Here is a 21,510-nt window from a genome sequence, read left to right on the forward strand (position 1 = left end):
ATAGCAAAGAATAGCAAAAACTATATAAAGTTATAACTTTACTAAAACCGGAACACGATTACCATTTATATATCCACGTTTTTGAATGTACCATCCTCTAAGTACTGGACATAAAATATCTACATAAGCATTTTTAGCACCGTAATAATATGCTGTTGACTTTTGTGAGCTATCAGTGTATTTAAGTGCTACTTTTTTTGCATATTTAGTACCAGACGCATTGATTGTGAGAGCAACAGTAATGTCTAAATAAATAGGGTTATCATCATCAGATGTATAAAATAAGAGTTCAACTTCTTGATTTGAATATTCTGATGTCATGTCTAATACGTAAGCTTGATTCTTAAAATAAGATGGGTAAATATATGAACTTGTAGTTTTGCTTTTTGTTGTAGTAAACCCAGAAGGAATTCCTGTTAAATATTCAGGTACTGGGGATTTTTGTAGCGTACTATAATTCATAATTACAAACTTATCATTTTTAGTTAATGTAGTTGATGATATATTTCCTATAATTCTGTCTCTTACTTTATCAGAAATATTATAAACACCGTTATTGGCATTGTTGAGTAATTTTTCAAGCACTTTATTATAAGCTTGATTTATAAAGTTTTCATTTGCTAATAGTTCAGTAGCAATTGTATCTTTAATGACTTCTTTGAAATACTCAAGTCCTTCATTTTTGAAGATTTTGTCTTTAGTTTTTTTAAGAAAATTTTCATATGTAATTGCATTGCAATTAGAACTTCCATCATCAAGTAGCATTAAATCAGTTTTTTGAATATCACCAACTCTGTTTAGGTTGTTGATTTGGATAAATTCTTCTTCATCAATTAAGAGTTTCTCTTCACTTGACATTAATGTTCTCCTTAATTAAAAGTAATAATTTCTATGTTTTCATTATTTGTAATTTTTAAGACACGTCCTATAGGAATGAGATTTTTTATAAATGCATAAATTGAGTGTGAATATCCTTTAGGAAGGAAATTGAATGTTAAAAATTTATATGCCGTTTTAAATCCTTTTTTTGTTTGATGTAATCGAATACGTTTTGGTTTATGCCCTTTAACGGTGCTAGGAGAGATAAAGGAAATAAAGTTAGTTTTTATCCTGTTTAATAATTTTATGTTAATTACACCAGCTTGTGGGGTAGTAACTTCAATATCGACATTTAAGAAGGCCTTAAAAAGTCTTATAAATGATTCATCAGTGCCAATATGACGTAAAGCAAAAAGTACACTATCAATGTTTGCTACAAGTGATTCGAGTGGTTGGCTTTCAGAGTAAAAGATTCTAAATAGATTGGATAACCAAATGGCAATAAAACGTGATGAGCAGTGGCGTGTAGCAGTAATGCTTGTGAAATTAGAATTTAGACTTTTTAGTTCTAGGTACATTGTATTTGCATACTCTAATTCATTTTGTATGAACTTTTCAACCCCAGTATCTTGAAGATGGATGGGTATTTGCATTTTTAATAGCTCCTTTAAGTTGTAATGTCAATGATTAATCTGTCAGTAAGATTGAAGATAAGTATTTCCTCAGGCTTAACTTCAATATTAGTATTTTCCTTAAATTCTGAATCAGTAATGCTTGCAATTTTAGTGTCATCTGTGTCTTTAATGCAAGCATATATTTTCATACTCTTAATTCCCTTAATCTCATTAACAGGAGCTATAAAATCTTGATATTCAAAGCTGATGCCCATATCAGGATAGTTATTAGTTACAATACGTTTGTATATATCTCTTATTTGCATGTCTATGTTAAGATATATGTGATTCTTAAGATCAAGTTGATATTTTACTTTAAGGTATACGTATTTTTTCTTTCCTAAAGATATTTTATAGCTTTTGAGTTGATTATGAGTGTTAAGGCCATCAATTGTGATACTACCATTAAAGAGTGTACCTACAGGCATAGTTGAATAAAGCACTTTCCAAAGTTTGGCTTTAAATGTAGAATCAGTGATATCAGTTTTACTAGAATTTAGTAAAGAGTCATTTAATATAAGATAAATATCAGCTGTTCCGGCTTTAGAATCAATATTGACGTACTCTATTTCTTTAAGTTTAAGCAATGATGAACGAACCGCATCAAAGGTAGTACTCTTAACACTTATGTGCTCTTCGATTGCCTTAAAGTATTCGCCACCGGGACTTACTTTAGAGAAAAATGAATTAAGTTCATCAATGATTTGTTCTTCAATTGTTGCAAGTGAGGTTGCAATAATATTGTAAATGGAGGATGGGTCATTATTAATGACAATCCCATGCATATCTCGTAAGTATGCTCGTTTGGCATTAACTATTTGTTGGATATTCTGTTTTAGAATACCAAAATCAGGATCAAAAAGAATGCTCATATTCTAATCTCCATATCTAAAGTGTCGTTTGCAAATTCAAATATAATGTTTAATGTGTTATTTTTAGTAATTGTTTCAATGTTGACAACATCAATCTTGAGGTCTTGTATAATGCTTGAAAAGTAAGTTTTAATTTGTGTTAAAGAGCTTGTCTTAGCAAACCTTGTAAAGAAATTATAATCAAATCCCCAATTAGGAGCATTCTTAAGACTACCCTTTGGAGTTCTTAAAAATATAAATAAACGTTGCTTTTGTTCATTTATTCCACTAGTTAATGCTAAGTCTTTTTTAAAAACCAAATTAAATTGGTTGTCAATCTGTAAATCCAATCTTTAACCTTTTAATGATTCTAATTTAACCTTTAACCGGTAGTAAATATAGCACTATTTTGGCAAAAACCTATTTTAGTAACATATTTATTTTAGTTGTAATTTTTACAAGATTGCTGTAAAAGCTAGGTTCAACACTAGCATTTCCAATGACCCGTAAATTTTGTAGACAAGAAACAATTTCTTCTAATACTGCCCTTAAGCTTGTATTGTTAGCTTTAATGTCTATGGGGTTTTGTATGTCAATTGCAAAGTCATTAACTTTGATAGTAGCATTTTGCATGTTAATTGGCCTTAGAATATAAAAATAGTTTTTGTCAAAATAATGATTATCATCCTCATTAAAAAGGTTAATACTACTTTGAAGTAAGATTACCCCGTCATTTTCTTTAAGATTAAAATGCATGTTTGATATATTGCGTGTCTTAATTTCTAAGTCTGTGTGTCCAGAGAGCAAAACAACACCTTCTTGTGTAGAGGCGTTAAAAGATTTGATTATTCCTATTTTAGAGATAAAAATGTTTCTATAAGTCCATAGTTTTATTTCTTCTTGTGTTAACGGGGAGCCTTTCATTTGGCTATTCATTCTGTATATTTCATAATTCAAGTTCATTTATTTAGCTGTCCCATTTATTTCTAAGTAATTAGAGTCATCATAAAGCTTAAGGATAAGTGAGCATTCACCAGTATTGCTTAAGATAGCATTAGACTCTATAATACTGCTCTTAACTTCTTTTCCAAGCGAGTCAATGAATTTTACCCTGTCACCAACTTTCAGTTTGTGTGTGTACATAACTTTGGCATTCCAATATATAAATCTTATACTTAAAGTACTGCCAATAGTAATCTCTTGTTGAGGAATAAACTCAAGACCAAAATCTTCAAGAGGTAGATAATTTGTATTTTGCTCTGCAGGTGTGGCGTTAGTAAAAATGTAATTACACTCAACATGAGTGTTCCCGAGAGCCGATTCTTTAATAAGTTGTGTATGCTCCTTAGGTACAATATCTGTTCTAACACTTTGAACATACTTTTTAGTTATCTTTTCAAGAAACTCAAGAGGAGTATTTGCACAAAAACTTTCTGTTATAATTTTTGTTCTCTCAGCATAGCTCATATTGATAATGCATTTACCAGGAAAAGCTGATTTAATTGCATTCTCTACACTCATTCCCTGGAATTGATTTATTTTAAGCTTGCGATTGAAATAATTACTTTTTGTTGCCAAATGAATTTCAAGGTCAACACTAAAATCTCCATTGGGATAATCAGTACTCATAGGAACACCCAAATAACCTGCCATAATAAAGTCATAATCTTTAGAGTCTGCGAACTTTTTATAAGATATTTTTACAATATCTCCTTCATTTACATTATCAGTAAAGTCTATAGGTAGGTTCCAAAGGGTTAGCTTGCTTTTCTTTGCACACACATAATTGTTACTTGAGTACATATCAGATATTGATATGTCAATGTGTATTCCATCTTCAGTTTTAATTATAATTTTAGGCTTTTCTTCTGATGTGATATTCTTAGTGCTAGTTTTACTTGGATTATAAAATTCGATTTTGAAGTCGTATTTGATAAGTCTACATTCCATGAAGTTATCCTTTATATATTGAAAATGTTTTAAGAACTTCTAAGGTAAGACTAATTTCAACCTCATCAAGGTATACTGTGTCCTTAAGGGTAAGAGAGGTAATTGCAACAATACCCCTAAACCCTAAAGTTGGACTGTAGAAACTAAATGGTACACTCTCTTCAACTCTATTAATAAGTTGTTGTTTTGCCAGATTACTGGTATGAGGAAAGATTAACTTTCCAAAAGCCGTATTAGCCGAGAATTTAAGCAGTTCCTTATAAGCACTAGTTAATACAGCATTATTTAATGTGATAACTTCACCAGTGAAAGTTGGATTGTAACTTACATATTCAGATTTACGTGTGTAGTAGTCAATTACAGGACGCTTTGAACATGTTGTGGTGTAAGTTGTGCTAATTAGTTCAGTTTTGGGTAAGATGAAAAATCCTTGTGGAACGTATCCCAGTCCCTTAAAGTCCATCCTTGGACATAAACTTAAGAAGTTATATGCCATAAACACACTAGAAATTTCATTGAATGTTTCTTTAAGGATACTTGTTACTTGTGATGGAGTAAGCTTTAAGAAGTCTAGTGTTGCCTTTACTGGTGCTGTGTCTTTATATTTATGAATGAAGTCTGTTGTAAGCTGTGGTATCATATTTAAATGCTCCTTAAGGTGTTCTTATGCTTGCGTCTGTTTCTAATTTTGATTCAGTATCAGTACTTAAGAGTGGTGAATGGCTTTTATCTGTTGTAGGTTTTGAACCAAATAACCATTTGTATGCCCAATTAGGCAGTGTTAATTTTAGAATTTGATTTCCAAGCTTTATAAGCCATTCGTTAATGTCACCGAAAAAACTTTTAATTCCGTCTATTATGGGCTCAACAATATGTGTTTTGACGGTAAAACCTGTTAACCATTTAGCTATGGTTTCTATTTTTTCCAACATGGGTTGGAATACACTAGCTGAAAGTTTTCCAAATGAATCTTGAGCTTTATCCAGACTATCCTTAATTTTTTCAGCTTCACTAGCATAAGTAGGAAACTCAAGAGAGTTCCAGTCCTTAATAATTTCTTTTAATTTGTCTGTTCTGTAATCAAAGGTATAACCAGTTGCTACTCTGTCATATTCCATTTCGGCTCGTTCATTATATTTATCAGTAAATTTATTAAATGAACTCATAATGTTATAAAGAGAACCGCTTTTGCCTTGCAAGAATTCTGCTACTGCAGTAATAGCAGAATTCTTATCACTAACAACCCCGGTAGATTTAAGCTTTGCAGCAAATGCTACAGCCTGCTTAAGATTATCGTCATTGTTTTGACCTAAGTGTTGTAATACTTTTCTAAGAGTCCCAGCAGAGTTGAGAAAATCTTCTCTTTCAATGCTGTTCCCAAAACCAGGTATGCCTTGAAGCATGCTATCAAGTTTGCTCTTTTCATTTGTTTTAAATACTCTTGAAGTAATTAAGTCAAGCTTTTGAAATCTAGCATCATTAAGTATAGATTTTTTTGCAAAATTCAAGATATCACCAATACCACTTTGAAAGGTATGACCCACTATATGTCCAAGAGCAGTTCCAGTAGCAATTTTCAAAATGCTACCGCCTTTAAGAATACTTTTTTGGATAGCTTTGTGAAGTATTGTTTCCTTATGCTTGCCACTTTTCATTTCTTCATATTCTAATCGTCTTCGGTCTTTACTTGACATAAGTGAACGCTTGAATGCTTTTTTTCTAGCTTCCTCAAATTTGTATCCTAGCTTAACAAGTTTTTTAGTTTCAGTAAATCTAAACTTTTCTACCCTTTCTCGTAATTTCTCATATTTGGTTTGTTTGGCTAGTTCACGTTTCTTCTCAGATAAGTTATGTTTTAAGATATCTTTAGTGCTCTTTAGAGAAGATTTTTTAGGTTTAATTAAATGTTCTAGTTTAGAAATGTCTTTTTCTAATGATTTGCGAGTTGATGCATGATCTAGCACTCCTGTAAATTTAATTGTAAATTTTGGAGTATTCATAACATTCCCTTAGAGAGAGTCATTTCAAATATTTGCTTTTCAAGTTTCAGATTCGATATTTTGTAAACCTCATTTAGTTCTTCGTAGTTCAATGTTTTGACTTCATTTAAAGTGCAAATACCCATGATAACAGGAAAGAAATATTTGTTTTGTTTTATCTCTTCAAGTAACTTAAAATATTCAAGTTTGGTTTCATTAAAGATTTTACTTCCATTATGGATTTTCATCCTGTATCCCCATTGATGTTTGTTGTGACTTGATATTTTGTATTATCTGTTCATAATTCCAACTATCATTAATGTAATCAAATTGTACAAATCCATCAGCATTATTTAGATAATGGCTTAAGTAAACTAAAGTTGGTTTCTTAAAGTCAGGATCTGATTTGAATACATCAAACTGAATTGAGTAAAGTATGTACTTAAGATAATCTTTGTAGTAAGTAATGTACTCTCTATTTTCATTTAAAATAAAGTAAAATTCATCTAAAAAGCCAGGTTTAATCATAAGGTCTGTTATTGCTCTTAAGTATTCAAGATTATTAAGTTTTTTGATGCCTTCATTTTGTGAAAATCCTAATATAGAGTCCCATTCGTAAACGGGCAGTACTCTTACTTCAAATGTAAAAGTCTTATCTTTAGTTAATATATTCATTTTGTAACGCGTAATCATAAAATCCTCCTTAAGCGTTCAAAATTAGGTGTTTACTGTGCAGTTAACCGCTCTGATTTCAAATGTAACCTTTTCAGCTTCAGCAGAATAACTTCTTGAAGGTTCTTCTGCAAAAAATGCATATTGAGATACAATTTTGATGTCTTCTAAGTCATTGAATACTAAATCTAACATCTTTGCAGTTTTACTTTGATGAGTATTATAAAATTGGTCTTTTGAAAGCTTTGTTAGCAATTTGTACTCATAAGATCCAATTGTAACTTCAATATTGAATATGAAAGTAATGGTTCTAGGATCCCTGAAGCTAACTACGGGGAAACCCCTATCTTCACTGCTAGCTACCGCTCTTGTTGTAGGTTCACTTGTAAGTTCTAACTTACCACCTTGAACTTCATTCCCACCAATTGAAAAAAATATGTTCCTTAAATCATAGTATTGTTCCATTCTCAATTCTCCTTCAAGCTATTTAGATAACTATTTATATCTTGTGCTGTAATGTTTAAAAGGACAGCGTTCATAGAGTGGTTATAAGTAATCTCTATTGATAAGAAAAGCTTTAGCTCGGGTGTTGGTGATATGTGAATCTTAAGCTTGGAGTAAGCAACAATAATATTCCTATCAATGAAACGTTTAAGCATACATTCAACAGCAGCACTGTAAGCATTATCTCTTTTTCCTGAGAGTTGTAGTTCTGATAGTTTACTATTCTGTCTACCATTAACATTCCATACTCTAATAAGCTCGGATGTAAGTTCAGATTTGATATAATGATAAGTAAATAATTCGTCAATGGGAGTTCCTTCAAGAGTTACTCCTTCCTTAAAAGCCATAACACCATCAAGACCAGTCTCATTAAGCAATGAGTAAAAGTTAATATTAGCATTCCTAAGTTTACAGGTTATAGAATCATCAGTAATAGGACTCATACCGCTAAACTTAAGTCCATAAGGGTTTACAGCATGAAATATACTCGCTTCATGTAAGTATTTAGATATAAATCTTAAGTGTAAGTATTCCTCTCCTTTAGAGTGGATAACAATAATTTTAGATTTAGAATTCGTACCATTTTTAAACAACGCTTTTATTTCAGATTCTTTTGTTGCAAATACAAAGAAGTGAGCAGGGTCTTTAAAATGAGTATAATCATCCTTATATATTGTAAGCCCATCACCACCATCACTGTTACTTGAATAAGTATTAATAAGGGCAACAAAAGTATATCTATTGTCTCTAAGTTGGGTTTTAATTGCCTTTGCTTCGGTTCCCTCTTTATATATAAGTAGCTTGACTGATCTAAGTCCGGCATCACCTGCTGAGAAGAATGCTTGCATTGCTTTTTTTAGGTATTCTCTCTCCTTATTAAATTCATCCTCACCATTACTTCCTTCTTTTTCAAGTGCCTCGATTTGTTTTTCAAAGCTATTTATATTTAAGTTTAATATCTTTACCTTAGGTGTTGAATCATTGAGTTTGATCTTTGCACATTTATACACTAGTAAGGGTGTATAGTAACTTACATAGTTTATATCTAATTCAGAATGTGCCAAATTCACACTGATTGTATCTTGTGGCATTCTGTTCTTCCTCCTTAATTTGGTTTTCTTTTACTTGCACATTAGCTTTAAAACCACAACTTGCACAGTATGCCAACTGACTATAATTGCTCTTGATATCAATAAGACCAGAATTTTGCATATTGGTTGTAGCATAAATGTAAAACTTTAGATCTATTTCATGAGTGCTTATACCTTCTTCAGGTTTGAATGTAAACCGTTGGGTACCTAAGTCATGTAAAAAATCACTAAATAACGTATAAAGTGACATAAGTCTCTTATATGCATTCTTATTAACGTTTGCAAATGCCATGAAATAGATTTGGAAACAGATACCAAATTCATTTACATTTTTGTAAAATGAACCGGTTCTTAAGTTGTGATTAAAGAGACCTAAGGTATTTTCAAATTTTATTGCAAGGATATTGGGCTTTTTTATTGTATGTTCAGACATGTATGGATGGTTATGCGTATTTATAATATCAACATCAAGTTTATGAATGCTTGCAAATTTAGTGAAGTCTTTTAAAACTGATATTAGAGATTGATTTATAGTAGCAATATCCAGTATCATTCATTTATCCTATATTCAATGGTCTTAAGCATAAGTCCGCTGCAACTGAGTGGTACCTCAGGTGTTTTGCTACCCCTTCTCTTTTTTAAAGCAATTGTCTTAGGAGAGAGTGCAGGTTTTACTTTAGATGCTAATACGTAATTTTTATAATATTCTATAAATGCATTTCCCAAAGCATTCATACCATTTTTAATGCCTTTATTAAATTCGTTATTCATATAATTGGTATTAACGTATTCTCTAAACTGAGAAGAATTAGCTACTTCAGTCAAGTGCTTACGTATAGGTAAATTCTTAGTACCCATTTCATGTATAAATGCTACCAAAGCACGTCCCCCAAACCAACCAATCTCTAATTCTACTTCTCTAAAACCTTTTATCTCCATTCCAAACCCCGTAAAATTAAAGTCTTATAACCAACGCTAGAGTCAATCTTTATAATTTCAAAAAATGAACCCTCAAGTGATACTCTGTCTTTAATTTCAAAATTAATCTCAGCATTTGTGTAAAGCTTTGATAAGTTTTCCAAGTCATAAATATTAGAGTCATTAATTTTTACAAGTTCTTGTGGAGAGATATCGATAATAATTCCAACAAATTGAGTGTAATTATTTTTATCGAAATTAATCTCAGGGCTTTCAAACTCATCATCATGCGAATATGTTCCTTTGTAAAACCGGAAGTATGATTCTTCACGAAACCTGCCAATCATGCGATCTGCCATACTAGCAAGTCTTTCTCTTGTACTCATTACACAACACCTATGCAGTAAGTCTTACGTGCTCCTGACTTAATTTGTGTGAGAAGCTCTTCAAAAGAAGAGCAATAATCTTTACCCCCACAATTCAATTCGGTGCCTGAGGATGGATAATAATCAATCTCAAGCTCACCAAATTTTTCTTTTTTGATTTGTTCAAGACCAAACTCACGAATCACACCAGAACGCTTTAGATGGCAACCTATGTGATAATAAAGCAGTAGAGATGCTTGACTAATATTTAATGTGCTAAGGTTAACACCACGTGTATTAAGTATCATCTCAAGTAGCTTTGCTTGTTCTTCAAACTTTGCAAAACTTAAATCCTCTTCAGATAAATCTAAGAGAGCTTTAATTCGTAAGTAAAGCTCTCCAAAACCTTCTGATGATTCTACATCACTATCCATAAGTCACAATTCCTTAACTTTGCTTAATATCAACTCTTAAAATAGTCTTCTGTGTTGCCAAAAGTCCACCAAGTACAAAATCAATGTATGAATGAGCAATATCAGTTGAATCCTTATCAACTTGTTCATTTGGCATTGGTAACATATATTTACTTGGTTTGAATTTAATTAGTTCTGCATTTAATGGATAAATTAGTATCTGATTTGAGAGTAAGTTACTTGTCTGTATATATACTTCTTGTCTATTATTTACAGCTTTAATAGTCTTAACCAAAAAGTCTTCCCAAGAGTCAGTTGAAAAATAAATATTAGATGATGAGGACGCATTTGGTATTGCATATGGTTTTACAAGTTTCAAACTGGTTGCTTGGTCAACTAATACCATCATAGGAGTAGAAAATTCATCACCAAGTTCTAACTTTGCAAGTCCTGATTCAATCTTTTCAAAGATCTTATCCATCTTATCTTTATCACTACTGCTTACTTCTTCTTTGACTTGATCTGGCATATTAAGTAGGCCATACATATTAGGAAGCATACGTTTTTGATTCTTTCCATCTTTTTGGATTGAAACAGTACCCGTTAATATGAAGTGATTTATAAGTTTAATAATCTCATTACTTGCAAGCTTATATGCTTCCTTGAAAGGCAATAAATTATTATTTACATCGCCTGCATAATCATTATTTTTATAAAACTTATTTCTTCTATCTTTATAAGCATTAGCAATAGAAATATTAAACTCATTAAAGTTTTGAGGACTAAAGTTAGGATCTAAGATTGATATATCCTCATTTGTTAAGTTAAGTTTAATCTCACCTTTGGAACTGATACTTGTAGCTTGGATCCTTTTCTTTATATTTACTTTAGCAAGGTTTACAAGTTGTTCAAGCACTTCTCCATCTAAATGACTAGTATCTCTTACCTTAGCAATAGCTTGAATGTCTTCAGCTGGTACGTACTTTCTAACAAGTTCCCTACGTTGTGCTTGCATTATATCTTTTAATAAGTAGCCTTTAGCAAGTAGTGTCTCTTTATTAAAATGCGAACTTAAATGTTTGCGTGCTAAAGTATCAATCTCATTAATACGAGAAGCCTCACTTAATAATTTATTTTCTTCTTCCAAGCGTGCTTGCGTATCGGCAAGCGCCTTTGATATCCTCTCATTAATACTTAAATTCTGACTATCAGATTCTCTTGTTGCTTTATATGCTTTATATTCTTCATATTCCTTTAAACTTAAAGTAATACTATTTTTATCCTCTTTATTATCCTCTGTACTTTGCATCAAGTTATCCTCTTGTGTATTATTTACATTTTCTTGTGTTTTTTTGTTCATAAAATCTCCTTTTAGCCTTCATAAAAAAATAATTTTGCTCTTAAAGCGTCAAGTTCTCTTTGACTTAACGTATTGCTTGATTCTAATTCCTTATATTTAAGGGTTAATTCTATAAGTCGCAAATCTCTCTCATACTTTTCTTCTTCAGTTAGCACATGCAATGAATTAAATCTCATGTCTAAGTAGTAATGCTTACCCAGTTTACTATTACAATTAATTTCTAGCTCTTCTTGAACACCTTTTAGAAAGTCATAGTAATTCGATCTGTCCCCCTTACCATCACTTCCCAGTCCCTTAACTTGTTCATTAAAGCTCCTTGTTAGTGGTTCTTTTGTGTCAGCACCTATCTTTGCTTTTACTAATGCTAATGCTTCCTTTAAATAGGTTAAGTCATACTTAATAACCTCCAGTGAGGCATCTGGTGTGCCACTGTAAAATATTCCTTCATTATTTAAGTTGGATTTAAGTCTAGAAAGCTCTCTTTCTAAATCTCTATTTACACTCTTAAACGTGCTTATATGATTCTCATTTAAATCATTTCTTTTAAAGATATTAGGAAATATGCTCGCCCTATCATTAACACCCTTAGTTAAAAGTTCTAATGAGGTTGTAGCATTACTTAAGGCATCTTGTAATGATACTAATGATTCATCCCTGTAAAATAAAAAGTTATGACTCTCTATTCGCTTTTCTATTTCTTTATATATTTGTTCAAAAAGATATATATTAAGCAAAAAGCTTTGCGTATAACATGGGCTGTATGCTTTAAGCACATAATCATAATTGGAGTGTATGATTACCCTGCTCTTATGAATCTGTATTTCCTTATAAGATATCTTCCCATCTGTATTTACTTTTAAAGTATATGTTATATAAGTAGCATCAGGCCCCTCATCACGAACATTACTATAATCAAGATACATAAACCCAATAGGCAATTCTTTATTTACTTCCAAGTGTAAATCTTGTAGCTGATCTGCTGTTTTAACTAAAATGTATCCAACACCATTAAAACGATAACTAATAAGACACTGCAATAATGTTGCTTTTAGCTCTATTTTTAACGTTTCTAAAGCATCATTAACATTCAAAGCAGTAGTTACACTATTTAAAGTGATTCCATTCTTAAGGCAATCTTCTGCTACATTTGAAATGTAGTTTCTAAAAAATATTGAATATTTATATAAATCTCTTGAATTAATCTTAAAATTTAAGCTCATGGCTTATTTAACCTTTAACGATAGCAAGTATAATGCAATATTTAATTTTTGCTAATTATTTCTAACAAAAAATTAAATAATTTTTGTAAAAAAATGACGGAAAAAAATAATTGACAGAAAGTCAATTAAATAAGGGGCTAGTTAAATAAATTTACTTTACTAATAGTGATATTAATGCTAAAAATATTCCTATATTAAGGGTGATAAGAGTCCCAAACATCCAATTATGTAGTCTTAATGTACTCTTAAATTCCATTCTGTTAAATTCCATATCTTTTCTAACAAGAGAAATTTCATTGCTCACAGATGCAATGTCAGATTTTAATTCATTTCTAACAGTATCAATCTTTACATTTAGATTATTCTCAACATTATTGATTTTATTATCAAGTTCATTGAATTTAGTATCAATCTTGTTATCTAGTTCAGTAAATTTAGTATCAATCTTGTTATCTAGTTCAGTAAATTTAGTATCAATCTTGTTATCTAGTTCAGTAAATTTAGTATCAATCTTGTTATCAAGCTCAGTTTTGACTGCTTTAATCTCAGCTTGCAAGCTTGACTCTACCTTTTCAAGTTTTATATCAAAGTTTTCTTTTAAAAACTCAATATCTTTATGAGTAAGCTCATTACGATAATATCTGTAAGACAGATCAATAGCAATCTCTCTATTTATCCCAGCTTTGGTAAGTTCTGCTATAACCATTTGTTGTGTAATTACTGGTTGTGCAAGTCCCATAAAAATCTCCTTATTTAATTATTATATAATATTTTAAGTGTTATAGGAACCTTCTTTTAGTAAAATGTGCTTTAAGAGAACGTATACCCAAAGTCAATAACATATATGCTGCTGAGAGGCTATCTAATGAATCATCAGCACTCTTTCCATCTCCTTTGTACTTATAAATATCAGCAATAGCTGACTTGCTTGAATAGTCTAGAATACTTAAGTTAGAACTTGCAAATGGTCCTATTAACGTAGCAATTCTAGTAAATTTATTACTTATAGGTTTAATTGGCGCAATTCTAAACTCATGACTCATACCTGCTCTAAGTTTAAGAAAGGTTTTAGTCACATTCCCATGCCCAGAAGTATCATCCCTATCTTCAACATATAGTGTATGTACATTAAGGTTTGTCAAAATAGTTTTAATTGTATTTAATACCTTAGGATCACTGACTGGTAACTTCTCTTGAAATATAAATGCATAATACTTTTGATCTACTCTTTCTAAAACACAAAGGGCAGTATTATCACCTCCAATGCTGTATGCAGGATCTAAATATGCTATTGGACTTATAAATTCATGATTACTTGTAAGATTAATATTGGTAAATATCGAATCGTATGAGGCAACCCATTCTCCCAAAAGTACCCTTGCTTTATATGTTGGCATGTCTTTATAAATCTCTTCTTGGGTTTTAATAAATTCTTTTGATATTAGTTCATTATCATATGTTGTAAAGTTATATGTAGCATAAGTTTTTTTATTATCAATAAAATCAGTTTTAAAAAAATGTTCTGGACTGTCTGGATTTGTATCAAATATAATAGTTTCCATACCTACTCTAAGTCTCTTTAAACATTCTATTAATGTTTCTTTATGCAGTGTAGTTGCTTCATTAACGTAAATAAGAGCGGAATTACTTCCTCTAAACCTTTCAAAATCACTTGCCTTATCTCCACCATATAGATTGACTCTTAAGGAGTCTATTTCAAAATATGATGTATTAGAAAACTTTGGCGTAAAGGGTACTCTTAGCATGCTAGCAATCTTTTCAAACTGCCCTAAAACATTAATCTCTAATGATTTTTGGGAATTACCTAATATAAAATTATTGGTATCCTGCTTATAAAGATGTCTATTCTTAATGAGCATCTTTAGATATAAATAGCAAGCCAAGAATGTTTTACCACTGGCAATACCACCTGACAGGATAATTTTACTTCGATTATTATTCTCAATTAATTTTAAAACCTCACATTGTTTCTTAGTTAAATATGTCTTTTCAAACCCTCTAAAATCAATAACAGTTGCTTTCAGTTTAATTAAATCTGCTATATCAATACCAAATTCACGCTTGTATTCTTTTTGCATTTCCTTAAAAAGAGGTAGTTTATATATATCCATTTCCTAACCTTTAAATTTAAAATTTAGATCTCACATCAACATCAGTAGCTTTAAGCTTAAGCATTGTCTTATAATAAAGTGACATCTTCTTAAGTTCTCTTTCCCTTTTAAGTTCATCCAGTTTAAGTTTTAATTCTTCAAGCCTCTTACTCTCTTCATCTGAATGCGAAAGATTATTATCTCTAATTTTATTATCAAAACTTATAATCTTAGATTCTAATACTTCTATCTCGTGATTATGGGCTTTAAGTTCCAACTCTAAATAACGACTAAATGAATTTATAAATTCAATTCCCAACATGCTTCTGGCCATACTAAACTGACTTTTAAGATCACGCGCTTGGGCTGTACTTTGTGAAGCATGAATCAAAATATTAGTTAAAGTATCCTCACGAATAGTAAGCTTAGCAGTTTCTTTAACGTATTCAGGGTCATCCTTAACCTCTTCCCACTTGCGTCTCATCTTTCCTACATTAACACGACTTACTCCCAGCTCTTTTGCTATTTGTGCGTCATTAAGCCTGCCTTCTTTAAAATACACAACATAATCATCAAATGACTTCTTTACTCTTCTCATATCTCTTTAACCCTAGTCTAAATTAACAAAACTTAACAAAAACTAATATAAACTCTATAACAAAACAATCAACTTTACAAAAACAATTAAGACTTATAAATAATATAGATAGAATCCAAGAAAAAACCCTAGTATAGGTTATACTGTATCTAAAGATTAAAAAAGGAGAATATTATGAATAAACATATAATATTATTAATACTTTTCAGTGCATTATTCTTGTATTGTCGTAATGGGGATGAAACAACACAAAGGAAAGCTAATCATGAAACAATAAACGGGTTAACAGAAAATACAGGAACAACTCAAAAAACACCTGAGGAAACATTAAGAGACAAGTTAAATGCTATCGAAAAATCAAATCTAGATTTCTTAAAAGATGCTTTAAATGATAAGGAAAAGTTTAATCAACTTCTAAATCTAGATGAAGGAAAGATAAAAGCTGCACTTGAGCATATAAAGAATCAACTTGCAAATTGTAATGACGAACAAAAGAAAACTTTTAAACAAGTTTTACAAGGATACTTTGACACAATGAGCGATAATAAGTTAGATGAAATTCAAGCAAACGCAATCAGTGGTTGTCAAGCAGGTGGTTAAAAGCACCTCTTATAATCACAGATGAAAGTTAAGAAATAGTATTTAAGAAAGGAAGATTTAAAAGAGTAAAGCCACAAACAAAGATAAAGAAAACAAATAAGGAAAATAAACGAATAGGGATTGTTAGAAAAAATAGTAAAGATAAATAAATTAAACTGGTTACAAAAATGGTAAAAGAAGATAAAAAGTAAACAATTGGTTAACAAAGAGAAAGAGGTTAAATTTTAAAGAGCAATACGTACCATTGTAAAATGAAGATCCACTAAAAAGACAAATAGAGTATATGTAGAGGATATTTTCAAGTATTTGTTAAAGATAGGATAAAGTATACTAGAAATATTAACCTAACATATCAAAAAGTACCCTTTCTATCTACATAAAGTACCTTAGAGGGGGTATTTTATATACAATGAAGCGACGTTAGAATTGACTTACAATACAAGTATTTGCTAACATTTTTGTAACTAATTTTAAATATTTTTAAAATCTTTAGTTAACAATAAAATGCATGAAAAGGAACTCTTAACTAACAGTAATCTTAACTTTATAAATGAACTAATAAAGCAAAATGAATGCCTCAATGAAGAATTGTCACAACTTAAAAGTACACTTAAGAGTAAAAATAAAGCTTCAAAACAATCAAAAAACACTCCTGTAAGATTCTATCTAAATGACAAAACAACCAAACTAGTAAAAAAATGTATAAAAAAGCTTATACAAATCAACCCAATCTCTGGATGGTTTGTATATATCTTAAGTATTACTGGTTGCAGAGGTGTTGAGATACAAAATGTAAGACTATCTGATGTATCAAAAGAAACAAGCAGCGATGGTGAAGTATTCTATTCTCTTCGTGTTAATGTAGCAAAAAAGAGAAGTAGTATCTGCATAAGAGAAGTAGTTATTAGTGAGTCTGAATTTGATGCTATTATGCAAATACATCAAGAACATTTTGCAAGCAAAGGAAAAGACAAAAGGCGTACTTATCTTTTTCAAAAGAGTAAACACAAATTCCGTGACAATAGAATTAGCATAATTAAGATTTCAAAACAATTTAAATCATTGCTTCTTAAAGCAGGATTTAGGTATCGTAAATCTTTACATATATGTAGAAATATATTTATTGCCTCACTAAAGTCTAAAGGATACAACTCATTTGAAATTAAAGAACTTATGAAATACTCATCTACTACTGAGATTGATAATGTTTATGGACTCTCCCCTGCAAGTAAAATTAATGCTTACAAAGATATCAAAACTAGCTTGAAATAACTTACAATTTTTGCTAATTTATTATATACTTCTACTAAAGTTATTATCAAAATTCATTTTACCGCATATAAATATGTACAAATATAAATACCTAAGAACCAATCCTTAGGTATTTTTTCTAACAATAAATTATTTGCTAAGCTCTAGTTTTTGTCAATTATTTAGTGTATAATACATATAAATCCTGAAAGTTTCAACCAATATTTCATTTTTAAAATAAAAAAAGACTCTACTTCTCTCAATCTTTTAGAGTCTTTTTTTATACAACAAATTAAGAATACAAATTCACGCTTGCACTTTAAACATTTCAAGTTGAATATAACGAGTATTTTTACAACTCATACTTGATTTACTGGTTCTATATGAAGTTGCAAGTATTTCATGTTTAGTATGCCCAAAAGTATTAGCAATGCCAGTTGAACGAGCTATATAATTAACATTAAGATTATATTTCAAGAAAAGTTCTAAAACCCTTAAATCATCAAATTCACTTATTGCAAATTGCCAATTATATCTCTTCATCTCTACAATGAGCCTCTCAAGAGAATCTAAATTCCACCCCCGATTATCAGCAAGACTTCCACGTGAAATTGAATATGGTGGATCAAGATATACAAATGTTGAAGCAATCTTATCACGCTTAGGTAGAGCACCCAGAAAATCAAATATATCACGCGAAGTAAATATTGCACAATCAAGCATCTCTTTTGCTCTAGACTTATAAGTCTTAAGCATACCCAGAAATAATCTCTTAGAATTGCTTCTATCTAACCTCATAGTTAAGTTACATGAACCATATAGAGAATACAAACTTCTTAAAACCATATATTCTATCTTGTCTTGATTTTCATTTATAATTCTGTCATAAATAATTGCGTCTCTTACCTTCTTGTAAAGAACATCAGGATTGCGTCGCAAATAATAAAAAAACTTATAAATAAACTGAGAATTATCATTGAGTATATTGTAACAAGCTAATGGTTTTGCAAAAAAGATTGCGCCTGTTCCAAAAAATCCTTCAATATATGCAGTATGCTTAGGAAAAAGACTTATAATACCCTTACTATAACGATACTTATTTCCTTCTCTAGCTAGCAGTTTCAATGTTTCCTAAACACTCTCCTTGATGTAATTTGATATTCAACTCCTCTTTCCTTAAGCATAAGTGAATCATAAAGCACTCTGGAATCGTTAGTTGCTATAAAATGATATCCTGATACACCTTTGATTTTTACTTCACTTATCTCAAATTCATGACTTGCGCATCTGTAAGAATGACTTATCCAACGCACACTTGTCTTAATGCCAAAATTTTGAAGTATACTGCATGGATTTACAATATAACAATTACTTTTAATGTATCCTAAACCAACAAATTTATGATAATTATTGTTAATATCATTGATACTAAACTGCAATTTTTTAAATTGTTCTATGTAATAATGAAGACATAAAAAGTAACATCCCCACTGACGTATTTCTAAAATTAACTTTGGATTATTTTGCGTTATTTTCATCTTTAACCTCTAACCTTTAATCTTTAACCTCTACTATCAAATTTAATACTTTGAAATTCAACTTCAAACAGCGATAAATCTTCAAAAAAAATTAACATAAGGTCCACAAACATAGAAGACCTGAAATGCTTATTTACAGAAAGACTTTTTTCCTTAATCTTAGTTATTCCACATATAGCTTTAATATGTGGATTCCTTAGGCAAAACCTTAAAAAAATATCAAGATAATGCCTCGCTAATGAACAAGTAAATTCCTCATCGTAAGGTTTCACAAGCACTACCGCTCCCTTCTCAACTACCTTGCTCAATAAAACTTCTTCAAATTCATCTCTTTGGTCCATCATCTTCTCTACAAGTTCAATTTTTGCATAGAGCATACTCAAAACTCCTTAGCTTACAATTATTTTTGATTGCAATATATCATTCCTAAAAAGGGATATCCTCATGAAACCCTTCATCAGAATCAACCTTATTAGTTGCTCTTAAAGCAGGTAATGGGCTTAGTATTTGAATCTCATCCACTAAAATGCTGCTCTTGCTTCTCTTATCACCAGTGCGCTTGTCATCCCAACTCTCATACCTTAAAGACCCATTAACTACAACTTGTTTCCCCTTTAAAAGAAATGCTATTAGTCTTTCTGCTCTACTCCCAAAAAGCACACAATCAAAAAATTGAGCATAATCTATCCATTCATTATTCCTTTTTATTCTCCTATTATTAGCTAAACCAAACTTCAAAATAGGAATGCTGTTGTTAACGTAAGTAATTTCACTGTCTCTAGTCAGACGCCCTGATAAGACTACTGAATTAATATCAGACATGAGAGCTCTCCTTATCCCTTAATCTACTCATAATTTCCATGAGTCTTAAATCATGATCAAGTCTTCTCATATCCTCTAAAAATTCTTGTCTTGAGTAATAATCATAAATTATTTTTTCTAAAGTTCTTTTGCTAAATTTACATAAAAACTTCACAACCTGATAAGTCATTAGTAAAAGTACTACCATAAAGCTAATCCTCATAAGCCCCCACCACCTTAAGCACTTACAATGGGAGTTGCAATATCAGACCATTGCTGCACTGAATCTAAACTACTAGCAAGAAAACTGATATTGCCACTTAACGATTTGAATCTATCTTTAATAGCTCGCTTGGTTGTATCTAAAGAAAATAGATTACCTTCAAAGCAATAATTTACATGCTCCATTAATGAAAATTCTGCAAATATTTCATCTATTCGGGATTTAAGTTTATCTTTCATAGGTTTTGTTGTCTTATATAACTCTTGTGTATGTCTATTCTTAGCTATCTCTTCTGCTTCTTCTATCTCTGTTTGCAAAGCACTAATTTCACTAAGACATCCTTTCAACAGATTATCCTTCTCTTTATCAATCTCCAGGTCAGTACATCTTACAAATTCTAAAAAGTCATCTTTATACTCTGATTCTGAAAAATATTTGTATATCTCACTACTCTCAATCCCTTCTTGAATTAGTTCACTTAAACTATCTAAATCTATATTCTCAATATCATACTTTGCTCTTAAAGTTTTGGCAATGCGACTTACTTCCGCTTCCATTCTTGAAACATCAAACATTACTTCATTAATAAACTTATCATCCCTCTCAATTACACAATTAATAGCTTCATTACCTATTAGAAAAAACAGATTCCCCTTACTTAAACCTGTACATAAAAGTTGTATTTGCACTTGAACGTAATACTTGAAAAAATATTTGTTTTCTAAGAAGTTACCATTCTTATTGTATTCAATTACAGCACTCTTTAAATGAATATTATCACTGCATTTAATTTCTAAAAGTTCTGCTTCCCCTTCTTGGTTTTCAAACCAACCATCAATTGTTGAACCAACCAAATTATCCCGTCCCTTAAACTTCTTGAAGTAATTATACTTATCTATCCCATTTGCATATTTATTCTTATGTAAAACAGCAATCTCATCAGAGTGTATACGTACAAATTCATCAAACCCTAAATTCTCAAGTATCTTTCCTTTCCTCATGCTTAAGTTCTCTTCAAATGAAATCTCTCTTCCTAATAATTTCAAGACCCTATCAAGCATTAATTTTGAAACACTCTCTGCTCCAATAAACATACTCCCAACTTCACTTGCTCCTATACGCTTTAATGAATTCCTTTGAATGTTAAAATCAACTTTGCTATTAAACTTGAAACATTCAGTTTTGCCAATTCTTGATAGCTTGCGTCCTATTCTGCTTATTTTACTTACACTTTTTTGTCTCTTATTAATCTGGTCTTGACTTTGATGTGCAAATGAATCAAATCCTTCAAACATTTTTTGATCATACAAACCTGGCTGCTCCATCCCTACCTCTACTATTTTCTCTTTTGTTTTTGTTGCTTTTATATTTGTCATTTGTAAACTCCTATTTTATGAACTACTAAAAATAATATAGCAAAAAATTGTTTTTGTCAAAACTTTTGCTATATTATTTTTTTGTTATTTTTAATAAAAACATTTTATAAAATGTTTTTATTAAAAATGGATTTACTTTTTAACGGGTATTGCATTATCATGATTAGTAGTAAATTCATAAAATAGGAGATTTAAT

Annotated in this window: 28 protein-coding genes and 2 pseudogenes; 2 read left to right on the forward strand and 28 right to left on the reverse strand. The window is 30.6% G+C overall.

Annotation, left to right across the window (positions count from 1 at the left end):
• Positions 1–30 precede the first annotated feature (30 nt).
• The 22 genes and pseudogenes from bhDAH_RS05020 to bhDAH_RS05120 form a co-directional block, all read right to left on the reverse strand.
• Complete coding sequence (locus tag bhDAH_RS05020; protein ID WP_062706258.1) at positions 31–858, reverse strand: DUF685 domain-containing protein; 828 nt, start codon at positions 856–858, stop codon at positions 31–33.
• Between the two features lie 11 nt (positions 859–869).
• On the reverse strand, positions 870–1,472 hold the full coding sequence (locus tag bhDAH_RS05025; RefSeq protein WP_025434158.1) for a DUF735 family protein: 603 nt from the start codon (positions 1,470–1,472) through the stop codon (positions 870–872).
• A gap of 14 nt (positions 1,473–1,486) precedes the next feature.
• On the reverse strand, positions 1,487–2,365 hold the full coding sequence (locus bhDAH_RS05030; RefSeq protein WP_062706261.1) for a DUF276 domain-containing protein: 879 nt from the start codon (positions 2,363–2,365) through the stop codon (positions 1,487–1,489).
• A complete protein-coding gene (locus bhDAH_RS05035; protein WP_025434159.1) occupies positions 2,362–2,694 on the reverse strand; it encodes a contractile injection system sheath initiator in 333 nt (110 codons plus the stop codon). The genes bhDAH_RS05030 and bhDAH_RS05035 overlap by 4 nt, the downstream gene beginning before the upstream one ends.
• Positions 2,695–2,764: 70 nt before the next feature.
• Positions 2,765–3,280 carry a DUF777 family protein gene (locus bhDAH_RS05040; protein WP_247098874.1) on the reverse strand — a complete coding sequence of 172 codons (516 nt, stop codon included), beginning with the start codon at positions 3,278–3,280 and terminating at the stop codon, positions 2,765–2,767.
• Positions 3,281–3,307: 27 nt separating this feature from the next.
• Positions 3,308–4,294, reverse strand: a complete 987-nt coding sequence (locus tag bhDAH_RS05045; protein WP_062706268.1) for a DUF693 family protein — start codon at positions 4,292–4,294, stop codon at positions 3,308–3,310.
• Between the two features lie 4 nt (positions 4,295–4,298).
• Positions 4,299–4,934, reverse strand: a complete 636-nt coding sequence (locus bhDAH_RS05050) for a DUF792 family protein (protein WP_062706271.1) — start codon at positions 4,932–4,934, stop codon at positions 4,299–4,301.
• Positions 4,935–4,947: 13 nt separating this feature from the next.
• Complete coding sequence (locus bhDAH_RS05055; RefSeq protein WP_062706275.1) at positions 4,948–6,294, reverse strand: DUF759 family protein; 1,347 nt, start codon at positions 6,292–6,294, stop codon at positions 4,948–4,950.
• Complete coding sequence (locus tag bhDAH_RS05060) at positions 6,291–6,521, reverse strand: DUF1322 family protein (RefSeq protein WP_025400198.1); 231 nt, start codon at positions 6,519–6,521, stop codon at positions 6,291–6,293. The genes bhDAH_RS05055 and bhDAH_RS05060 overlap by 4 nt, the downstream gene beginning before the upstream one ends.
• Positions 6,508–6,966 (reverse strand): DUF1473 family protein, encoded by a 459-nt coding sequence (locus bhDAH_RS05065; RefSeq protein ID WP_025400199.1) that lies wholly within the window; start codon positions 6,964–6,966, stop codon positions 6,508–6,510. The genes bhDAH_RS05060 and bhDAH_RS05065 overlap by 14 nt, the downstream gene beginning before the upstream one ends.
• Positions 6,967–6,990: 24 nt before the next feature.
• Positions 6,991–7,410, reverse strand: coding sequence for a DUF1463 family protein (locus bhDAH_RS05070; protein ID WP_062706278.1), 420 nt, complete (start codon positions 7,408–7,410; stop codon positions 6,991–6,993).
• Positions 7,411–7,412: 2 nt separating this feature from the next.
• Positions 7,413–8,540: a DUF787 family protein gene (locus bhDAH_RS05075; protein ID WP_062706281.1), complete on the reverse strand. Its 1,128-nt coding sequence runs from the start codon at positions 8,538–8,540 to the stop codon at positions 7,413–7,415.
• The gene (locus bhDAH_RS05080) at positions 8,500–9,093 is read right to left on the reverse strand and encodes a DUF764 family protein (protein ID WP_062706284.1); all 594 of its coding nucleotides are present in this window, start codon (positions 9,091–9,093) and stop codon (positions 8,500–8,502) included. The genes bhDAH_RS05075 and bhDAH_RS05080 overlap by 41 nt, the downstream gene beginning before the upstream one ends.
• Positions 9,090–9,479, reverse strand: coding sequence for a hypothetical protein (locus bhDAH_RS05085; RefSeq protein ID WP_062706286.1), 390 nt, complete (start codon positions 9,477–9,479; stop codon positions 9,090–9,092). The genes bhDAH_RS05080 and bhDAH_RS05085 overlap by 4 nt, the downstream gene beginning before the upstream one ends.
• The gene (locus bhDAH_RS05090) at positions 9,470–9,844 is read right to left on the reverse strand and encodes a DUF1506 family protein (RefSeq protein ID WP_062706289.1); all 375 of its coding nucleotides are present in this window, start codon (positions 9,842–9,844) and stop codon (positions 9,470–9,472) included. Before bhDAH_RS05090 ends, bhDAH_RS05085 begins: the two co-directional genes overlap by 10 nt.
• Positions 9,844–10,257: a DUF3890 domain-containing protein gene (locus tag bhDAH_RS05095; protein ID WP_247098888.1), complete on the reverse strand. Its 414-nt coding sequence runs from the start codon at positions 10,255–10,257 to the stop codon at positions 9,844–9,846. The genes bhDAH_RS05090 and bhDAH_RS05095 overlap by 1 nt, the downstream gene beginning before the upstream one ends.
• A gap of 13 nt (positions 10,258–10,270) precedes the next feature.
• A pseudogene (locus bhDAH_RS07585) lies at positions 10,271–10,972 on the reverse strand (hypothetical protein); the annotation flags it as partial.
• Positions 10,973–11,002: 30 nt separating this feature from the next.
• Positions 11,003–11,596 (reverse strand): annotated as a pseudogene (locus bhDAH_RS05100) (DUF1357 family protein); the annotation flags it as partial.
• A gap of 11 nt (positions 11,597–11,607) precedes the next feature.
• Positions 11,608–12,816, reverse strand: a complete 1,209-nt coding sequence (locus tag bhDAH_RS05105; protein ID WP_062706335.1) for an anti-CBASS protein Acb1 family protein — start codon at positions 12,814–12,816, stop codon at positions 11,608–11,610.
• A 151-nt stretch (positions 12,817–12,967) separates the two neighbouring features.
• Positions 12,968–13,555 (reverse strand): Bdr family repetitive protein, encoded by a 588-nt coding sequence (bdr, locus tag bhDAH_RS05110; protein ID WP_062706411.1) that lies wholly within the window; start codon positions 13,553–13,555, stop codon positions 12,968–12,970.
• 40 nt (positions 13,556–13,595) lie between these two features.
• Positions 13,596–14,948, reverse strand: a complete 1,353-nt coding sequence (locus bhDAH_RS05115) for a PBSX family phage terminase large subunit (protein WP_247098889.1) — start codon at positions 14,946–14,948, stop codon at positions 13,596–13,598.
• Between the two features lie 16 nt (positions 14,949–14,964).
• Complete coding sequence (locus bhDAH_RS05120; RefSeq protein ID WP_247098890.1) at positions 14,965–15,525, reverse strand: DUF603 domain-containing protein; 561 nt, start codon at positions 15,523–15,525, stop codon at positions 14,965–14,967.
• A 174-nt stretch (positions 15,526–15,699) separates the two neighbouring features.
• Here bhDAH_RS05120 and bhDAH_RS05125 point away from each other — a divergent pair, with 174 nt between their 5' ends.
• Complete coding sequence (locus tag bhDAH_RS05125; protein ID WP_247098891.1) at positions 15,700–16,125, forward strand: Mlp family lipoprotein; 426 nt, start codon at positions 15,700–15,702, stop codon at positions 16,123–16,125.
• 504 nt (positions 16,126–16,629) lie between these two features.
• Entirely contained in the window at positions 16,630–17,397 is a 768-nt protein-coding gene (locus bhDAH_RS05130; RefSeq protein WP_062706351.1) for a tyrosine-type recombinase/integrase, read from the forward strand.
• A 285-nt stretch (positions 17,398–17,682) separates the two neighbouring features.
• Here bhDAH_RS05130 and bhDAH_RS05135 read toward each other — a convergent pair whose 3' ends face one another.
• Genes bhDAH_RS05135 through bhDAH_RS05160 form a run of 6 tightly spaced genes read right to left on the reverse strand, consistent with a single transcriptional unit; the run spans position 17,683 to position 21,314 of the window.
• Positions 17,683–18,501 carry a DNA adenine methylase gene (locus tag bhDAH_RS05135; protein WP_032489656.1) on the reverse strand — a complete coding sequence of 273 codons (819 nt, stop codon included), beginning with the start codon at positions 18,499–18,501 and terminating at the stop codon, positions 17,683–17,685.
• A complete protein-coding gene (locus bhDAH_RS05140; protein ID WP_062706348.1) occupies positions 18,498–18,914 on the reverse strand; it encodes a DUF261 domain-containing protein in 417 nt (138 codons plus the stop codon). Before bhDAH_RS05140 ends, bhDAH_RS05135 begins: the two co-directional genes overlap by 4 nt.
• 23 nt (positions 18,915–18,937) lie before the next feature.
• Positions 18,938–19,291, reverse strand: a complete 354-nt coding sequence (locus bhDAH_RS05145; RefSeq protein ID WP_064536643.1) for a hypothetical protein — start codon at positions 19,289–19,291, stop codon at positions 18,938–18,940.
• 49 nt (positions 19,292–19,340) lie between these two features.
• Positions 19,341–19,736, reverse strand: a complete 396-nt coding sequence (locus bhDAH_RS05150) for a single-stranded DNA-binding protein (RefSeq protein WP_062706345.1) — start codon at positions 19,734–19,736, stop codon at positions 19,341–19,343.
• Positions 19,729–19,923 carry a hypothetical protein gene (locus bhDAH_RS05155; protein WP_062706341.1) on the reverse strand — a complete coding sequence of 65 codons (195 nt, stop codon included), beginning with the start codon at positions 19,921–19,923 and terminating at the stop codon, positions 19,729–19,731. The genes bhDAH_RS05150 and bhDAH_RS05155 overlap by 8 nt, the downstream gene beginning before the upstream one ends.
• A 29-nt stretch (positions 19,924–19,952) precedes the next feature.
• Positions 19,953–21,314, reverse strand: coding sequence for a DUF244 domain-containing protein (locus bhDAH_RS05160; RefSeq protein WP_247098892.1), 1,362 nt, complete (start codon positions 21,312–21,314; stop codon positions 19,953–19,955).
• Between the last annotated feature and the right edge of the window lie 196 nt (positions 21,315–21,510).

The sequence above is a fragment of the Borrelia hermsii DAH genome, from assembly GCF_023035675.1.
GTDB classification, from domain to species: Bacteria; Spirochaetota; Spirochaetia; order Borreliales; family Borreliaceae; genus Borrelia; species Borrelia hermsii.

Bases quoted from the DNA above. Each gene is read 5' to 3' on its own strand.
- bhDAH_RS05020 (WP_062706258.1), bottom strand. From the start codon at position 858: ATGTCAAGTGAAGAGAAACTCTTAATTGATGAAGAAGAATTTATCCAA.
- bhDAH_RS05025 (WP_025434158.1), bottom strand. From the start codon at position 1,472: ATGCAAATACCCATCCATCTTCAAGATACTGGGGTTGAAAAGTTCATA.
- bhDAH_RS05030 (WP_062706261.1), bottom strand. From the start codon at position 2,365: ATGAGCATTCTTTTTGATCCTGATTTTGGTATTCTAAAACAGAATATC.
- bhDAH_RS05040 (WP_247098874.1), bottom strand. From the start codon at position 3,280: ATGAATAGCCAAATGAAAGGCTCCCCGTTAACACAAGAAGAAATAAAA.
- bhDAH_RS05045 (WP_062706268.1), bottom strand. From the start codon at position 4,294: ATGGAATGTAGACTTATCAAATACGACTTCAAAATCGAATTTTATAAT.
- bhDAH_RS05050 (WP_062706271.1), bottom strand. From the start codon at position 4,934: ATGATACCACAGCTTACAACAGACTTCATTCATAAATATAAAGACACA.
- bhDAH_RS05055 (WP_062706275.1), bottom strand. From the start codon at position 6,294: ATGAATACTCCAAAATTTACAATTAAATTTACAGGAGTGCTAGATCAT.
- bhDAH_RS05060 (WP_025400198.1), bottom strand. From the start codon at position 6,521: ATGAAAATCCATAATGGAAGTAAAATCTTTAATGAAACCAAACTTGAA.
- bhDAH_RS05065 (WP_025400199.1), bottom strand. From the start codon at position 6,966: ATGATTACGCGTTACAAAATGAATATATTAACTAAAGATAAGACTTTT.
- bhDAH_RS05070 (WP_062706278.1), bottom strand. From the start codon at position 7,410: ATGGAACAATACTATGATTTAAGGAACATATTTTTTTCAATTGGTGGG.
- bhDAH_RS05075 (WP_062706281.1), bottom strand. From the start codon at position 8,540: ATGCCACAAGATACAATCAGTGTGAATTTGGCACATTCTGAATTAGAT.
- bhDAH_RS05080 (WP_062706284.1), bottom strand. From the start codon at position 9,093: ATGATACTGGATATTGCTACTATAAATCAATCTCTAATATCAGTTTTA.
- bhDAH_RS05085 (WP_062706286.1), bottom strand. From the start codon at position 9,479: ATGGAGATAAAAGGTTTTAGAGAAGTAGAATTAGAGATTGGTTGGTTT.
- bhDAH_RS05090 (WP_062706289.1), bottom strand. From the start codon at position 9,844: ATGAGTACAAGAGAAAGACTTGCTAGTATGGCAGATCGCATGATTGGC.
- bhDAH_RS05095 (WP_247098888.1), bottom strand. From the start codon at position 10,257: ATGGATAGTGATGTAGAATCATCAGAAGGTTTTGGAGAGCTTTACTTA.
- bhDAH_RS05105 (WP_062706335.1), bottom strand. From the start codon at position 12,816: ATGAGCTTAAATTTTAAGATTAATTCAAGAGATTTATATAAATATTCA.
- bdr (WP_062706411.1), bottom strand. From the start codon at position 13,555: ATGGGACTTGCACAACCAGTAATTACACAACAAATGGTTATAGCAGAA.
- bhDAH_RS05115 (WP_247098889.1), bottom strand. From the start codon at position 14,948: ATGGATATATATAAACTACCTCTTTTTAAGGAAATGCAAAAAGAATAC.
- bhDAH_RS05120 (WP_247098890.1), bottom strand. From the start codon at position 15,525: ATGAGAAGAGTAAAGAAGTCATTTGATGATTATGTTGTGTATTTTAAA.
- bhDAH_RS05125 (WP_247098891.1), top strand. From the start codon at position 15,700: ATGAATAAACATATAATATTATTAATACTTTTCAGTGCATTATTCTTG.
- bhDAH_RS05130 (WP_062706351.1), top strand. From the start codon at position 16,630: ATGCATGAAAAGGAACTCTTAACTAACAGTAATCTTAACTTTATAAAT.
- bhDAH_RS05140 (WP_062706348.1), bottom strand. From the start codon at position 18,914: ATGAAAATAACGCAAAATAATCCAAAGTTAATTTTAGAAATACGTCAG.
- bhDAH_RS05145 (WP_064536643.1), bottom strand. From the start codon at position 19,291: ATGCTCTATGCAAAAATTGAACTTGTAGAGAAGATGATGGACCAAAGA.
- bhDAH_RS05150 (WP_062706345.1), bottom strand. From the start codon at position 19,736: ATGTCTGATATTAATTCAGTAGTCTTATCAGGGCGTCTGACTAGAGAC.
- bhDAH_RS05155 (WP_062706341.1), bottom strand. From the start codon at position 19,923: ATGGTAGTACTTTTACTAATGACTTATCAGGTTGTGAAGTTTTTATGT.
- bhDAH_RS05160 (WP_247098892.1), bottom strand. From the start codon at position 21,314: ATGACAAATATAAAAGCAACAAAAACAAAAGAGAAAATAGTAGAGGTA.